The 15701-nt window shown below is 57.5% G+C and carries 11 protein-coding genes and 1 pseudogene; 4 read left to right on the top strand and 8 right to left on the bottom strand.

Annotated elements, in window-relative coordinates; translation table 11 throughout:
- Positions 1-85: 85 nt before the first annotated feature.
- From FYJ31_RS05840 to FYJ31_RS05820, 5 genes are all read right to left on the bottom strand, one after another.
- Complete coding sequence (locus FYJ31_RS05840) at positions 86-2590, bottom strand: KUP/HAK/KT family potassium transporter (protein WP_014485201.1); 2505 nt, start codon at positions 2588-2590, stop codon at positions 86-88.
- A gap of 142 nt (positions 2591-2732) precedes the next feature.
- Positions 2733-3692, bottom strand: a complete 960-nt coding sequence (locus FYJ31_RS05835; protein ID WP_012578620.1) for a TatD family hydrolase — start codon at positions 3690-3692, stop codon at positions 2733-2735.
- 16 nt (positions 3693-3708) lie between these two features.
- Complete coding sequence (locus FYJ31_RS05830) at positions 3709-3879, bottom strand: hypothetical protein (protein WP_154536239.1); 171 nt, start codon at positions 3877-3879, stop codon at positions 3709-3711.
- Positions 3880-5025 (bottom strand): alpha/beta hydrolase, encoded by a 1146-nt coding sequence (locus FYJ31_RS05825; RefSeq protein WP_136500748.1) that lies wholly within the window; start codon positions 5023-5025, stop codon positions 3880-3882.
- 8 nt (positions 5026-5033) lie between these two features.
- The gene (locus tag FYJ31_RS05820; protein ID WP_154536238.1) at positions 5034-6476 is read right to left on the bottom strand and encodes a sugar porter family MFS transporter; all 1443 of its coding nucleotides are present in this window, start codon (positions 6474-6476) and stop codon (positions 5034-5036) included.
- A 240-nt stretch (positions 6477-6716) separates the two neighbouring features.
- On the opposite strand from FYJ31_RS05820, the gene FYJ31_RS05815 reads away from it, so the two are divergent.
- The 3 genes from FYJ31_RS05815 to FYJ31_RS05805 are packed head-to-tail and all read left to right on the top strand — an operon-like array spanning position 6717 to position 9335.
- Entirely contained in the window at positions 6717-7736 is a 1020-nt protein-coding gene (locus tag FYJ31_RS05815; RefSeq protein WP_154536237.1) for an ROK family protein, read from the top strand.
- Entirely contained in the window at positions 7726-8421 is a 696-nt protein-coding gene (locus FYJ31_RS05810; protein ID WP_154536236.1) for an N-acetylmannosamine-6-phosphate 2-epimerase, read from the top strand. Before FYJ31_RS05815 ends, FYJ31_RS05810 begins: the two co-directional genes overlap by 11 nt.
- Before the next feature lie 38 nt (positions 8422-8459).
- Entirely contained in the window at positions 8460-9335 is an 876-nt protein-coding gene (locus FYJ31_RS05805) for an AraC family transcriptional regulator (RefSeq protein WP_065474737.1), read from the top strand.
- A 140-nt stretch (positions 9336-9475) separates the two neighbouring features.
- Here FYJ31_RS05805 and FYJ31_RS05800 read toward each other — a convergent pair.
- A pseudogene (locus FYJ31_RS05800) lies at positions 9476-10183 on the bottom strand (Fic family protein); the annotation flags it as partial.
- A gap of 612 nt (positions 10184-10795) precedes the next feature.
- Here FYJ31_RS05800 and FYJ31_RS05795 point away from each other — a divergent pair.
- Positions 10796-11866 (top strand): Fic family protein, encoded by a 1071-nt coding sequence (locus FYJ31_RS05795; RefSeq protein WP_154536235.1) that lies wholly within the window; start codon positions 10796-10798, stop codon positions 11864-11866.
- A gap of 25 nt (positions 11867-11891) precedes the next feature.
- Here the strand turns inward: FYJ31_RS05795 and FYJ31_RS05790 are convergent, their stop codons facing one another.
- Positions 11892-13700 carry an ABC transporter ATP-binding protein gene (locus FYJ31_RS05790; RefSeq protein ID WP_041080938.1) on the bottom strand — a complete coding sequence of 603 codons (1809 nt, stop codon included), beginning with the start codon at positions 13698-13700 and terminating at the stop codon, positions 11892-11894.
- Positions 13701-13710: 10 nt separating this feature from the next.
- Entirely contained in the window at positions 13711-15621 is a 1911-nt protein-coding gene (locus tag FYJ31_RS05785; RefSeq protein ID WP_154536234.1) for an ABC transporter ATP-binding protein, read from the bottom strand.
- Positions 15622-15701: the final 80 nt, after the last annotated feature.

Below are 15701 nucleotides of genomic sequence, written 5' to 3'. Positions count from 1 at the left end.
AACTTACCGAAGCCGTGTGGCGACGTGCGGCGACTGTTATAGGCATTCTTTATAGAGCGCATCAGCGCCGCTGCAAACTGGTATGTTATCGCTTCTGTTTGGCGGAGCGCTGAGGCTTGGCGGCGGGTTTGCCGTTCTTGGCCTTGCCCTTATCGCCCTGCTCAGCGACCGCAGCGGCGGCAGCGGTCTCAGCGATCTTCCGCTCCTCGGCCGATACGGCGGCATCGAGCTCCTGTACCAATCGCCCGAGCCCGGACGTGGTGTCCATCGGGTCGGGGACGGCGGCCGGGTCGGCCACTGCACGAGTCGGCGTGGGCGTCGGGATGGTCTTGGCCGTATCGGTGCGCTTCAGACGCGGTGGGCGGCGGGTGGAGACGAACAGCGGCTGCACCTCGACCAGCGGGTTGTAAGGTGCCAGACCGAACCACTTAACCGGCGAGCCAGCCATGCGGCGGATTGCGTACTTGGCTTGCAACGACAGGGCACCGCGTGCGGAAACCTTGGATTCCGGCATCAGGGCCTTGTGAATCAGCACGTAACGGATGGTGCCGATGTCCGGATCGGCGTCGACCTTGGGGTAAATCGACTTCTGCTTAGGCAGTTCGCCGGTTTTGGACAGGTCGTGCATGATTTGGTGGATGTACGCAGGGATGGACTGCGAAACCTTGAATCCCAAACGGAAGCGCACGCGGTAGATGTAGTTCGTGCCGAAGTTCTCCACCGAGTATTCACGGGTGAACGGCTCGTCGGTGGTTTCCACGCTGACTGCCCACCAAGCGCGGGCACGCTTGGGGTGGTCGGCGAAGATGGAGAAGAAGATGTCCGTGTCGAGTCGCTTGGTTTCCGAGTCGGAGGTCAGGTACACGATGTTGTCCGCAAAATACGGGATGCGGAAATCACTGTGCAGCTTGTCGAGCGCGGGTAGGAAGTCGTTGGGCCGCATGTGACGGCGTTGCGCACGTTCGAGCTTGGTGCCCTCATTCCACGTGTACATGACGAACAGAATCGCGGCGGTCAGCAACATGGTGAACCAACCACCATGCAGGAATTTGGCCATAGACGCGATGAAGAACATAGCCTGAATCGCCAAGAACAGCACGGTGAACACGATGGCACCGACCCGCTTGCCGGAATGCCAGATGTGCACGCCGAGCAACACGGTGGTGGTGATCATCGTAATGGTCAACGCCAGGCCGTACGCGGCGGAGATATGCTCGGAATCCTTGAAGATGGCGAGCACGGCGAGCGTGGCCACGCACAACACGCCGTTGACCACCGGAATGTACAGCTGGCCGCGCGTACGGGCCGGGTAACGCACCTGCAGATGGGGCATCCAGTTGAGGCGGGTGGCCTCGGAAACCATGGTGAACGCGCCCGTGATCAGGGCCTGGGAGGCGATCACGCCGGCTGTGACGGACAGGATCACGGCCAGGTACCGCACGTTCGGGGTCATCATCTGGAAGAACGGGTTGAGCGACTTCATCGCGGTGTATTGCTGGTTATCGCTATTGGCCAGCATCCACGCGCCTTGGCCGAAGTAGTTGAGCACCAGCGCAACCTTGATGAATGGCCAGGTGAAGTAGATGTTGCCGCGCCCCACGTGGCCCATGTCGGAGTACAGCGCCTCGGCACCGGTGGTCGAGAGGAACACAGTGCCCATAAGGGCGATGCCGGCAGCATTGTCCGGGCTGAACAGGAATTTGATGCCGTACACCGGGTTCAGGGCCGCGAACACAGACCAGTCGTTAGAGAGATTCGTGACGCCCACGATGGCGAGGAAGCTGAACCAGACCAGCACCATCGAGCCGAATACTTTGCCGATGCGTTCGGTGCCACGCGACTGCACGGAGAAGAGAATCACGATGATCACGACGGTAATCATCAGGGTCAGGCTTGGGTTTTCGTCGAACAACCCTTCCAATGGCGGCAGGGTCTGCAAGCCTTCGACTGCGGAACTGATGGAAACCGCCGGAGTAAGTACCGAATCCGCGAGGAATGCCGCGCCGCCGAGCATGGCGGGAATCGCGAGCCATGCGCCGTACTTGCGAATCAACGAGTACAGTGCGAAGATGCCGCCTTCGCCATTGTTGTCGATGCGCATGGCGATGAGCACATATTTGACGGTAGTGATCAGCGTAATCGACCAGAAGACCAGCGACAGCATGCCGAGCACGGCCTCTCGGTTTACGCTGCCAAGCCCTCCCTGACCGGCAAGGAAGGTCTGCGCGGTGTAAAGGGGCGAGGTGCCGATGTCGCCGTACACCACGCCGAGCGCCACAATCGCCATGCCCCAGGTAACCTTGTCTGGACTGGATTGCAAGCGGGCCCACCATCGGCCGAGGCCGCCTTTCGACCATGCGCTGGCGATTTTCTCGGCTTCCTTGGTTTCGGCTTCCCTCTGCTTGGCGAGTGCCGCGCGCTCCTCCTTGGTGAGAGTGCGGCGGGACACCTTGGGAGCGTTGGTAAAGGTGTCGGCCCTCAGCAGTGCTTCTTCTTCCTGTCGGGCCTTGGCTTTGGCGGCGCCAGCCTGGGCTTTCTGGGCCTTTGAGGCTTCTTGGGCGCGTGCGGTCCTTTGGTTCGACTCAGCCATACGTTCAGTCCTCCATTGAGGTGGAGATCATCCCCCTCGCTTATGTCAGGTACATCATGGTAGACCTCGTTCACAATTCTGACAAATTTTACAAGTCAACACATCGTCTCTACACGCGCCGCGACGGTCGCACACCCGGCCCTCACAGTCCGTATACGGCGCGGGCGGTATCGCGGGTGCCGCGCGCCACATCCGCGATGGACAGGTCGAGCGTATCGGCCATGGCCCGCAAGGTGTAGGGGATCATATACGGCGCGTTGGTGCGCCCGCGGTAGGGCATGGGCGTCAGGTACGGCGCGTCGGTTTCGACCATCGCATGGTCCAGACCCACGATTCGCAGCGATTCGCGGATGCCGTCGTTGCCCTTGTAGCTCACGGTGCCGGAGAAGCTCAGATACCAGCCATGTTCGCGCGCGATCTCGGCCATCTCACGGTCGCCGGAATACGAGTGGAATACGGTGCGTTCGGGCGCGCCGTCGGCCAGCAGGGTTTCGATAACCTCGCGATGGGAGTCGCGGTCGTGAATCTGCATGGGCAGGCCCAGTTCCTTGGCTAGGGCGATATGCGCGCGGAAGGCCTCACGCTGCAGTTCCTTGGCACCTTCGCCGGTGCGGAAGAGGTCCATGCCGGTCTCGCCGATAGCCACCACTTGCTCGGGGTATGTGGTGGCGAGGCGATGTACTTCGGCGAGCGCGTCCTCGAAAGACGTGTCATGGTAAGGCTTGTATTTGAGGGGCAGACCATCCGGCCCCGGCACACCGCGATGCCCGTGGAGCACGGACTCATTGGGGTGTATTGCGAGCGCCGCGTGCACGTTACCTGGATGATCGAGGGCCATCTGGACGGCGGTCATCAGGTGCGGCAGCTCGCAACCGCAGTCGATGATACCCCCAATGCCGACAGATTGCGCCTGCGCCAGCAATTGGTCGACGTCGTACACCGGGACTTCGGGCTGTCCCTTCTCCTGCGCCTCATGGCTCATAGCGCGCGCGAAAGGGATTACGGAGGCCACGTGAGTGTGGTTGTCGATGGTCTGGGCGTCGTCCGGCAATGCTTCAGGTGCCGGGGCCCAGCTACGGTCGCGATGGTGGTGCTTGCTCATGGTTTCTCAGTGTAGGCTACCGCCAGCAGGCGAACACGGCGAGCGCAAAAAACACGATGGTGACGATGGGATTGGTGATGAGACTGAGCGCCTGACGCGTGGTGCCGTGGGTCATGCTTTCTGTTGGAGTGATGTTGAGGATGCCGCCGCAGTCATCGTCTTTTCGCGATTGCGGCGGCAATGTCATCTACACACTCGCCGTAAGCGATGTGCGCGGTGATAGATGCTCGCGGAAGAACGCCATCATTGCGTCATTGAGTTCTCCGCTGCCGGAATCCCACGTCATCAAGGGATAGTCATGAGGAATACGCTTGCCGTTGACAGACCGCAGATCATGCAGTTCATGATCGCAGTTCATCGATCGCAGTAGCATCGTTGCGTACAGCGCATCGTTTTCCAGAAAATCATCGGTACTGGTGGAAAGCCATACCGGCGGATATGCGATTGCTCGCATCAACGATTCAGTACGCTCATATGGTGTTCCCTCCAATCGTGATATCAATGTTCGGAACGCTGGCCGCAGCTTCTCGAACAGCTCGCCGGAATCCGGGTAGAACGCATCGAACAGATGGTCATACACCAGCATGCCGGAGGTGAAACCGACTGATTGGAACCGCACATGATTACTATCAATCCCCAGAAGAGAGGACAGCTCCTCATTGGTCTCACACGCCAACAGGAACGTTCCCAGCAATGCGCCGGCAGAATCGCTGACCAGGAACAGTTGCTCAGCCGACAGCTGCCACCCATCACCATTGCTTACTAGCCATCGCAAGGCCGTCGACACATCAGTCAACATATCGAGGAAATCGCCTCCGGGTGCCAACGTATAGTTGGGGCACACCACGGCAAATCCTCGGCTGGCAAGCTGAGCGGCATACGCATTCTGAATTTCCTTGAATGAATAGAAGAACGCGCCACCGTGAATGTTGAAAATAACCGGAATATCACCGTCGCCGCGCAAGTATGCGTCCTTCGGCAGGAAAATATCCAACTTATGAGCACGCCCGCCATCGGCCATATAGTCGATATCCGGAAATTTCATCACGGTATCAGGCAACGCACTGCGGAAGTCCAGTCGGCGTACGTCACTGAACGCGTAGCTTGCCCGATGCTGCCGCACATAATCGATAAAGACTCGATACTCATCATCATCATCGGGTATGTCTGCGGTATCGGGAAGATCCTCGTCAAGGTAAGTCCATGTTCGGGCCAACCGTTCCTGTAGCGGCGTCAAAACACAAGTTCCATTCGTAGCGTAAATATCATTCAACGTGAAAGGAATTCCGTTGACAGAGAACGTCATTGCATCGTCGTCTTGATAACGCATCATTCCCCACCTCACTTCAGCTCAGCCTTCATATCCTCAAGCTCCACACCGTTGGTTTCCGGCAGGAACTTGACGACAAAGAAGAAGCCCAGCAATGCCATCAGCGTGTAGAAGCCGTACGTCCATCCAAGACCGATACCATCACGCATAGGAGGATAAATCGTAGTGATAAGGAAGTTGAACATCCAGTTCGCGGCAGTCGCCACGGCCTCCCCCTTGGCACGGATACGATTCGGGAAAATTTCGCTGATGATGACCCAGACGGTGACGTTCGTAGTGGCACAGCAAACCAGGAAGAACGCGTAGGTGCATACGATGGAAATCCACGTCCACGTAATCGACAGGCTCAGAGTACCGTCAGCACTCAACTGTCCTTGGCCGAAGCCAATGGCCGTGATGCCCAGGAATACCGTCATCAGCAAAGTTCCGTATTTCATAAGATTACGGCGACCGACTCGATCGATAAGCACCATACCTACCACCGTGGCAACGGCGGCGAGCGTCGCACGTACAACAGCGATGGTCAGCGACGCCTGCTCGCTGAAGCCCAGCATGTTCCAAAGGCTGGAATCGTACAGCATGATGATATTCTGCCCGTTGGCCTGAGCCAGCAGAACGAAGATGATGGAAATCCAGACCACGCCCTTGAGACCGAACGTCTTACCGCGCAGTTCCCTGAAGGAAACCTTCTTCTCGTTCTCCTCGCTCTGGAACGACTTCTGGATTTTGGCGATGGTCACATCGGCATTGCTGTCACCGATGACGTCAATCAGAATGGTCTTGGCCTTTGCAATCTCGCCCTTCATAACCAGATAACGAGGAGTCTCTGGCAAAGCGAAGCATAGGAAGAACATGATAACGCCAGGCAGGGCTGTTGTCACTAGCATCCAACGCCATGCGTCTATCCCCATCCAGAATGGCATTTCAGCGCCACCGGATGCCACGACATAGATATCGTTGACGACCAGCGATGCGATGATGCCCAATGCGATGGCCATCTGCTGGAAGCTGGTGAAGAAGCCACGTCTTGCTGCTGGAGAAATCTCCGAAATGTAAGCGGGGCCGATTGCCGAGGTGAATCCGACACCAAGGCCTCCGACGATACGGAAGATGATAAATATGGTGAAATTCGTCGTCAGACCTGTCACCAAAGAAGCTGCCACAAACAATATGGCGGCAAGTTCCAGTACACGAATTCGTCCCATACGATCGGCGACCACACCGGCGAACCATGCGCCGAACACACATCCCAGCAATGCGCTGGAGACCGAGAATCCGCTCATGGTACTGCTGAGTGCAAAACCGGAATCCGGACTGGCGATTGCGGTCACGGCGCCGTTGATGACCGACGTATCGTATCCGAACAGGAAGCCACCCACGGCTCCGATCGTACAGACGGCAATTAACTTGCCTTTAAGCTTGCCATCGATTTGAGACTGAGTCTGTTGGCTCATGATATTCTCCTTTGCCCGATGATGGACCTCGTCGCCCACCAGTAAGCCCCTATCGTATTGAGCGAGCATTTGCCGGTCATTGGCAACAGGGCTATGGGCGTGATACAAATGAATGATTTTGTGACCGATGGTTCAAGGCGTCGTTGTCGTACTCGGAGGAAGCCTGATAACAATAAAAGCGGAGTCGAACTGACGCAGTGCAGTCGCCCATACCGCTTAATCACACCAACGGAGATGCCTATGAGTTTTGCAAGCATAATCCATCAGCATACGGTGATATCCGTGGACATCGGCGGCACCAAAATCGCCGCTGGTCTCATGTGCGTAGACCTCGACGAACAAGGAAGACCGCGGGACATGCCAGCGTTGATTCGACGGTACGTCATACCGACGAAAGCACGTCTCGGCGGCACCTCCGTATTGCAACGCGTCGTTCAAGCCATTCGCCAGTGTCTGGACGATGGTGAGATTCCTTTCCCACTATTGGGGATCGGTGTAGCGAGCGCAGGAGTCATTGACGGCAACGGTTCGGTGGTATCAGCCACTTCGTTGATTCCCGGTTGGGCCGGTATTCAACTGCAAGCCGAATTATCGGCAACGTTCAACGTGCCTGCCATCGTCATCGGAGATGTTCAGGCACACGCCCTTGGTGAAGCTCACTGGGGATGCGGACGACAATACCAATCACTACTGGTCGCCGCCATCGGCACCGGTATCGGAGGCGCGATAATCATCGACGGGGAACTGGTACGCGGCGTCCACGGAGCCTGTGGCCATATCGGCCATCTGCCGCATCCCGACGCCATTGGTATATCCTGCTCATGTGGATGTAAGGGCCATGTGGAGTCAATCGCCTCAGGTACCGGCATTGCCGATAATTATCGACGGGCTCTGCAACAGAACGGACACAATACTCTCCCCACCGACATCAATGGACGCACTATCGCCGAACTGGCCAGTCAAGGTAGTACGGAAGCCGTAACCAGTATCACTCTGGCCGGCACGAGTCTCGGCGATGTTCTTGGCGGACTAATCAATGCCCTTGATCCCGATGCCGTGATCCTTTCCGGCTCCGTAGTCCATTCTGGAGAACTATGGATGAAATCTGTGAAACAAGGCATCCAAAGACAGACCTTGGGCATTCTTTCCCGAACACCGGTTTTGACAGGAACACTCGGCGGCAGAGCCCCTCTCATCGGAGCAACATCAGCTCTGTGCGCCGACCTCAAATCAAATAAGGAGCAGAAATATGAATACTAACGATACTTATTCGAAACGTCTTATTGATTCGCTCCACGGCACACTGATAGTCAGCTGTCAAGCATATCCCGGCGAGCCAATGCGGCATCCCGAAACCATGGCCCAAGTCGCTCAATCAGTAGAACTCGGCGGCGCTGCCGCCATTCGATGCCAAGGTCTTGCCGATATCAGCGCCATCAAAGGCCAAGTAAAAGTTCCAGTCATCGGCATATGGAAGGAAGGCGATAACGGCGTATACATCACGCCAACGTTACGCCACGCCAGAGCCTGCATCATGGCGGGAGCCGACATTGTGGCACTCGATGCTACAGATCGGCCCCGGCCAGACGGTCTAACTCTGCAGCAGACCGCGCGGCAACTCAAAAGCGAGGGCGCAATACTGATGGCCGACTGCGGCTGCATCGAAGACTCCGATGCAGCCGTGGATGCAGGATTCGACATCATCTCCACCACGCTGGCTGGATACACCGATTCCCGCGCCAAAACAGAAGGACCGGATTACGAGCTCCTCGCTCAAATGCTGGAGCGGCACCCCCACGTACCGGTGATATGCGAGGGTAGGATACATACTCCGTCCGATGCGGCCAAAGCCATAGAAATGGGTGCCTGGGCAGCCGTAGTCGGTACCGCCATCACCCACCCCATGACGATAACGTCATGGTTCGCCGATGCAGTAAGGTCCTGATGGCGCACAAACCAACAGCGACCTAGGTAGGAGGCGATATGCAGTACGTTAAGGGCACCAATCAGGAGCTATTGACCACATCACCGCAGTTCCCTGCCCTGGTCATCGCACATCAGGGATTCGACAAAGCCAGGTTGCATTGGCATGAAGGCTTCGAGGTGGTATACGTCCGACGCTGTCGGGCCACAGTGATGAAAGGCACCCAACGTTCGATGCATCATGCCGGTGATGTAGTACTGATTCCTCCACGCTGCCTGCATAGCATCGAACTTATTCAGGATCTTCAACAACCATCAGCTGTACCGCAGGCGCTTTCCGTAACGATCTCGCCCACGGAGTTGCTACCGTCATATCCGTATATTACCCAAATCCAACAACAGCTGGATTACGACTACATTGGCGAAAAAGATCATCAACAATTGCTGAAATGCTGCGAACAAATGTTTGCGGCACTGATCAGCGGCAAGCAGACACGGTTCCTTGAAGCGAATTCCTGGTTCTACACCATGCTTACCAATGTTTTTGACTACGCCAAACCATTGGCTGCAGCGAACCAAGAAGACACCGAGGATGAAACCATACTCCAGGATGGACGAGTCATTAGACGAATACGCCACTACGTGCAACGTCATTATCGCGAGCCCCTATCCACCGCACAGGTGTCGCAGAAATTCGGATATTCACGAGAGCATTTTTCAAGGATATTCAGCAAATATTCTGGAGTGACATTTAAAGACTACGTAACGCGTGTACGTCTGCTGGCGGCCTGCGATTTGCTCACCAACACGGATATGCCAATCAATCAAATCGTCCGGGAATCCGGATTCCCCAGTTCTCAAACCATGCGAGGATCGTTTGACCGCGAATTCGCATGCACGCCCAGCGAATATCGCTCTCGTTCGATGGAAGAATAATCGAGAATCATCTCCATTCTTACGAAGCGCGATATGGACGATACTGCAGTAGGAGTCCAATATGTCGCAGTCCCTCAAAAACGAACAAATCCGGTAGTGCCTGAGAATCTTGGCATTACTACAACCATGGCACGAAGTTCCTAATCCTCACTCACTCCCATCGAGAGGATGCTTTTCAACGATTCCGACGTCTGTATCTTCAGCGGGCGCTTCCCGGACTGAACGACGAGACCCGCATCCAGTATCTCCCCCACGTATGTTCTCGCACTTTGCTTGGATAGTCCGATTTGGCGGGCGGCGTCGTCCAGCGACATGGACTCGGTCGAATCGAACATCTCCTCCTGGATTACGCCGTATAGTATCGAGGCCGCTTTCGCAGACAGACCGTGCTTCTGCCTAAGCTGTTCGCAAATCGTCTCGCCCTTGTCAAGCTGGTCAACCATGATTTCGAGCTCGCCAATCAGCTCGTCCTGGGCTTCACGGATGAACCCGAGGAGGGTGTTCACGAAAAGCGTGAGCTCTCCGCAGTTCAGCTTAGCCTCCGCTTCCACGAACGCCTTGTAGTAGGCGTTTTTGTTCTCCGCAATGGTGCGCGACAAAGACAGTACCGTAGGCATGGTCAGATCATGATTCAGGTAAAGGGCCAGGAGATACCGCCCTGTCCTGCCGTTGCCGTCGTAGAACGGGTGAATGTACTCGAATAGGAAATGCGACATGATAGCCGCCTGCAGGCGAGGAATCTCGTCGGAGGTTGCGAGATGAATCATATCCGCGAGAAGCGCGCTGATATTGCCTTCGCCACTGACGCCGTTATGAATTGCAAGACCGTGCGGCCACTTCAGCTCCATCGCTTATTCTGGTAGAACTTCGCGGAATCATATACACCTATCACATCACTGATAGTTTTCAATAAAGCAGCATTAGCCGCACCGCCTCCACACAACGGCGAGTCCCCGTCCTCTGCTCCTCGAGCCAATCGCGATGCCACATGCGCAACGCCTCTCGACTGGGATAACCCAACTCGCGGATCACATCCGCAACGCAGCACTCGTACCGCACATACAACTCAACCGCACACCGACGCTGCTCCTTGCTGTACTTCGCCATGGCCGCCCCCTCGAATCACAGTCCAAGAAAACGGCACCACCCCCAAATGATAAGTATTGCTTGTCATGGAACGCCTCCCCAGATTGCGTTCTACACTGGCCAACTTCCACTTGGCCAACCTCTGCCTGGCCAAGCCATACGGGCCAAGCCTTCGAGCGATTACATGCCGCCAATCTCGTCCGCCTGAACTTGCCGTTTCTTGCCACGAGCGCAACATTCCCGGGAAAGTAGCGCAATCAGCAAGCGAGATGGCCGCCATCCTGCCGCCTTTTCTGCCTCATCAGCCCATTTTCTGCCTCATTTTGATAAAATATGATGCAGAAAAGTTCGTATGATGCAGAAAATGAGGCAGTATGAGATCATTCGACTACATCGAGTCAGGTAAGACGTTGCTCACCCCGCACACCACGAGTTTGCTTGCCGCTATTCACGAGGCAAAAGGGCGTCAAAGCATACAGACAACAATCAGACCGGATATATTGGGGACGCTGGTTGCCGTCGCGCGCATCCAAAGCACAGATGCCTCAAACCGCATCGAAGGTATTTCTACCAGCGATAGCAGGCTCAACGATCTCGTCTCGGAGAAAGTCACACCGCGCAATCGCAATGAAGAAGAAATTGCCGGTTACCGTGACGCGCTATCGGTTATTCACGAAAGCCACGACTATATTCCGATTACCCCGAACGTCATTCTTCAACTGCACCGCGACCTCTTCCGACACACACCACTGACCTTTGCGGGGCATTTCAAGGACAGTGACAACGTCATCATCGAACGAGATGCACACGGGACCAGCACCGTGCGATTCGCCCCACCGTCCGCACTTGTCACACCGGAACTGATCGAACGCGCGTGTTCCGCCTACACGCAAGCAATCCGAGATGGACATACCGATCCATTGCTTGCCATCGCCATGTTCATTCTCGATTTCACCTGCATACATCCGTTCAATGACGGCAATGGCCGTATGAGTCGGCTACTCACGCTCCTGATGCTGTGCCGCAATGGCTATATGGTCGGCAAATACATCAGTATCGAACACCTTATCGAGCAAAGTAAAAGCACTTATTATGAGGCGCTGGCCGCAAGCACCCAAGGCTGGGACGACAACGCCAATGATTATGCGCCATTCACGAACTACCTGCTTGGCATCATACTGTCCGCGTGCAAGGAATTCGACGAACGCATCAATCTCACGGCAGGCGGCAGAGCGCAGGGAGCACCGCGAGTAGCCACCAAGGGAACGCGGATTGAAGCACTGCTTGATCGATCCCTAATGCCACTCTCCAAGGCCGATATTCTCGCTCGTATGCCCGATACCAGCACCACCACCATTGAGCGCACGCTGAAATCACTGTTGGACTCCGGTACGATCATCAAAATCGGTGCCGGTCGCAGCACCCGCTATGTGAAACGCCGCTAAACGCATCCTTGTGCGCAACATCTCGTCACTCTTCCGGCGCTCCACTGGCCACGCGAATCATCGCGTACTGGGACTCGTAGAGGCGGTAGTACGCGCCCTTGGCGGCGAGCAGCTGCGCGTGCGAGCCGTGCTCGACGATCTGGCCGTGATCGATGTAGAAGATCTCGTCCGCGTTCTCGATCGTCGACAGGCGGTGCGCGATGATGAAGCTCGTGCGCCCCTTGAGCAGATGCTGCAGGCCGGCCTGCAGCGCCTCCTCGGTGCGCGTGTCGATGTTGCTCGTCGCCTCGTCCAGGATCAGGATACGCGGGTCGGCGAGCAGCACGCGCGCGAAGGCGATGAGCTGGCGCTGGCCGGCCGACAGGGTCGATCCGCGCTCCTCCACCACCGTGTCGTACCCGTCGGGCAGTTCCATGATGAACTCGTGCGCGTGCACGGCCTTCGCCGCCGCCTCGATTTCCTCGTCGGTGGCGTCGAGCTTGCCGTAGCGGATGTTCTCGCGCACGTTGCCGGAGAAGATGAAGGTGTCCTGCAGCATCACGCCCATCTGCCGGCGCAGCGATGCGAGCGTCACGTCGCGCACGTCGTAGCCGTCGATCGTCACCGAGCCCTCGGACACGTCGTAGAAGCGCGACAGCAGGTTGATGATCGTCGTCTTGCCGGCGCCCGTCGGGCCGACCAGCGCGATTGTGCGCCCCGGTTCGACGTGGAAGTCCACGAGGTTGAGGATGTTGCGGCCGTCCTTCTCGTAGCGGAACACCACGTCGTTGAAGTCGACGCGCCCGCGGATCTGCGGCAGGTCCGCCGCGTCGGGCTTGTTGCGGATCTCCGGCGTGACGTCGAGCGTCTCGAAGATGCGCTCGAGGTACGCCGAGCAGGTGATGAGCTGGTTGTAGAAGTTGCCGATGTTGATCACCGGATTCCAGAAGTTGTTCGCGTAGCCGACGAACGCGATGAGCACGCCGGTGGTCACGTTCACGCCCCCGAAGCCCATCACGCCAACGAAGTAGATGAACGAGATGGTCATCACGGAGATGGTCTGCACGCCCGGCCACATGAGGAACTGGATGTGCACGGCGTGCATCCACGCGGAACGCACCTCGCCCTGCTGTTCCTGGAAGGTCCTGAACTGGGCCCGCTCCTGTGCGAAGGTCTGCGTGGTCTTCACGCCGGCGATCGACTCGTGGATGTAGGCGTTCAGGTTGCTCTGCTTGTTGGAGAGCTTCTGGAAGGCGCGCCGCTGGAAGATCTGCAGCACGCGCACCCAGATGATGAGCACCGGGAACAGGATCAGGCTCCACAGGGCCAGCTGCCAGTCGATCACGAACATCACGATCAGCGTGATCACGAAGGTGAACACGTCGGAGATCACGTTGATCAGACCGGAGCTCAGCGTGTCCGAAAGCGTGTTCACATAGTTGACCACGCGGATCAGGATCTTGCCGTGCGGGCGCGAATCGAAGTAGCTGAAGGGCAGCGTCTGGATATGCGTGAAGATATCGCGGCGCATGTCCTTGAGCATGAGCTGGCCGACGCGCGTGATCGCCACCGTGCGGTAGCGCAGCCCGAACTCGTACAGCACGATCAGCGCGGCGAGGATCACGGCGAGGATGCCGAGCTTGCCGAGGTCCTTGTTCGGGATCGCCTCGTCGATCATGATCTTGGTCAGGTACGGCACGGCGACGACGATGCAGCTCATCGAGATGACGACGACGAGAATGCGCGCCACCTGTGCCATATACGGTTTGAGATATTTGCCGACGCGCAGGATGTCCCGGAAGTTGATCTGCTCCTCGAGTTCCTCATCCTCGCGGTATGTATTGCGTTGTGCCATAAGTCCTCTTCTAAAAACCTTGTGCGACGCCGGACTGGAGTCCGAGCTGCTTGTGGTAGATGTCCCAGTAGCGGCCGTGTGCGGCCACGAGTTCGGCGTGGGTGCCGCGTTCGACGATACGTCCGTGCTCGAGCACCAGAATCAGGTCGGAATCCTTGACCGACGAGATGCGGTGGGCGATGGCGACGATGGTCTTGCCGCCGTCCATCTCCTTGAGGTGCTTCTGGATCTCCGCCTCGGTCTCCATATCGACGGCCGAGGTCGTATCGTCCATAATCAGGATCGACGGATTGTCCGCGAGCGCGCGGGCCAGCGACAGGCGCTGCTTCTGCCCGCCGGACAGGCCCACGCCGCGTTCGCCCACGACGGTGTCATAACCCTGTGGCATCGACCTGATGAAATTGTCCGCGCCGGCGATCTGGGCCATTTTCTGGATATATCGGTCGTCGCTATCACCGCTGGCACCAAAACCGATGTTGCCGCCGATGGTGTCGGAGAACAGGAAGGTATCCTGCGCCACGATGCACACCTGCGAGCGCAAGGTGGCCAGCGGCCAGTCGCGTGCGTCGATGCCGTCGATGAGCACATGGCCAACGGTCGGGTCGTAGAAGCGGGAGATGAGGCTGACGAGCGTGGACTTGCCCGCGCCGGTTTCGCCGAGGATGCCGAGCTTGGAGCCGGCGGGCACGGTGAAGTCGAGGTCCTTGAGGATCGGGGTCTCCGGGTCGTCCGGGAAGGCGAAGCTGACGTGGTCGAAGCGGATGTCGCCCTTGATGTGCAGCGGGCAGGACTTGCGTTCGGTGGACTGCTGGGCACCGGATGTTCCGGAAGCCACGGACGCTCCGGTAGCCCCGGTAGCCTCATCATCGTGCTTGACTTGCTCGACGATCGTGACCGCCTGCTTGACGGCTTCGACCGCGTCGGGCTTCTCCACGATGCGCGGCTGTTCGGTGAGCAGCTTGCGGATTTTGATGCAGCTGGCGTTGAATCGCTGCCAGTCGTTGATCAGCCAGCCGGACTGGCGCACCGGGCCGTCGATCATCCACAGGAAGGAGTTGAAACTCACCAGATTGCCGAGGGTCATGTAGCCCTTGATGACCAGAAAGCCGCCGAGGCCGAGGGTGATGAGCTGCAGCGAGAAGCCGAGGCCGTCCAGCCACGGCATGTACTTGCGCGAGTTGTAGGCCAAGGCCATGTTGCACTGCATGTAATCGTCGTTGTGCTCGTCGAACTTTTCGGTCTCGTACGGTTCGCGCACGAATGCCTTGACCACACGGTTGCCCTCGATGTTCTCTTCGACCATGGAGTTGAGGGAGGCCAGCGAGTTGCGGATGGCGAAGAACAGCGGGTGGGCGTGCGTGGACAGGCCGCGCGTGAGCACAAAAATGAACGGCGTGACGCAGGCCAGGACGAGCGCGAGTCGCCAATCGATGGCGAACATCACGCACAGGGCGCCCACGAACATGACCACGCAGTCGGCAATCTGATAGCTCACCCAACTCAGGCAGTGGCGGATCGCGTCGGTGTCGGAGGTCAGTCGGCTCATGATGTCGCCGGTGCGTGTGTGGTTGAAATACGTGAAGTCGAGCTCGTGCAGCTTCTCGTATTCGTCGGAGACGAGGCGGTAGACCGAGTTCTGGCCGAAACGCTCCATCCACATCTGGTAGCCGTATCGCGCGCCCACGCGGATGATGGTCATGAGGATCATCAGTCCACACAGACGTGGCAGTTCGTCGGCATGTCCGCCGACGATGACGCGGTCCACGATGATACCGGACAGAATCGGAATGGTCAGGGCCATCGTGTTATTTGCGATGAACAGTAGAAGCGCGCCTACCACGCGGGGCAGGTCTGGTTTGCAGTATGGCAGCACCCATTTGAGATTGCTTGCGCTGGTATTGATTCCCGGATCGACGTACATGTGAGGAGATCACCGTTTCTTGGGGATTGTTTGCTTGTGGTATGGTGCGGCATGCTCCTGCGCCGCACGCGGCAATCGCT

It is taken from the genome of Bifidobacterium sp. WCA-178-WT-4B (genome assembly GCF_009696495.1).
GTDB lineage: Bacteria > Actinomycetota > Actinomycetes > Actinomycetales > Bifidobacteriaceae > Bifidobacterium > Bifidobacterium infantis.
Note: the sequence above shows the minus strand (reverse complement) of the source record. Positions and strands in the feature narration are given on the sequence as shown.

What these genes read in the sequence shown, in the direction of transcription:
- FYJ31_RS05805 (WP_065474737.1), top strand. Translation starts at nt 8,460, where the DNA reads ATGCAGTACGTTAAGGGCACCAATCAGGAGCTATTGACCACATCACCG.
- FYJ31_RS05830 (WP_154536239.1), bottom strand. Translation starts at nt 3,879, where the DNA reads ATGACATTGCCGCCGCAATCGCGAAAAGACGATGACTGCGGCGGCATC.
- FYJ31_RS05790 (WP_041080938.1), bottom strand. Translation starts at nt 13,700, where the DNA reads ATGGCACAACGCAATACATACCGCGAGGATGAGGAACTCGAGGAGCAG.
- FYJ31_RS05785 (WP_154536234.1), bottom strand. Translation starts at nt 15,621, where the DNA reads ATGTACGTCGATCCGGGAATCAATACCAGCGCAAGCAATCTCAAATGG.
- FYJ31_RS05840 (WP_014485201.1), bottom strand. Translation starts at nt 2,590, where the DNA reads ATGGCTGAGTCGAACCAAAGGACCGCACGCGCCCAAGAAGCCTCAAAG.
- FYJ31_RS05810 (WP_154536236.1), top strand. Translation starts at nt 7,726, where the DNA reads ATGAATACTAACGATACTTATTCGAAACGTCTTATTGATTCGCTCCAC.
- FYJ31_RS05835 (WP_012578620.1), bottom strand. Translation starts at nt 3,692, where the DNA reads ATGAGCAAGCACCACCATCGCGACCGTAGCTGGGCCCCGGCACCTGAA.
- FYJ31_RS05795 (WP_154536235.1), top strand. Translation starts at nt 10,796, where the DNA reads ATGAGATCATTCGACTACATCGAGTCAGGTAAGACGTTGCTCACCCCG.
- FYJ31_RS05815 (WP_154536237.1), top strand. Translation starts at nt 6,717, where the DNA reads ATGAGTTTTGCAAGCATAATCCATCAGCATACGGTGATATCCGTGGAC.
- FYJ31_RS05820 (WP_154536238.1), bottom strand. Translation starts at nt 6,476, where the DNA reads ATGAGCCAACAGACTCAGTCTCAAATCGATGGCAAGCTTAAAGGCAAG.
- FYJ31_RS05825 (WP_136500748.1), bottom strand. Translation starts at nt 5,025, where the DNA reads ATGATGCGTTATCAAGACGACGATGCAATGACGTTCTCTGTCAACGGA.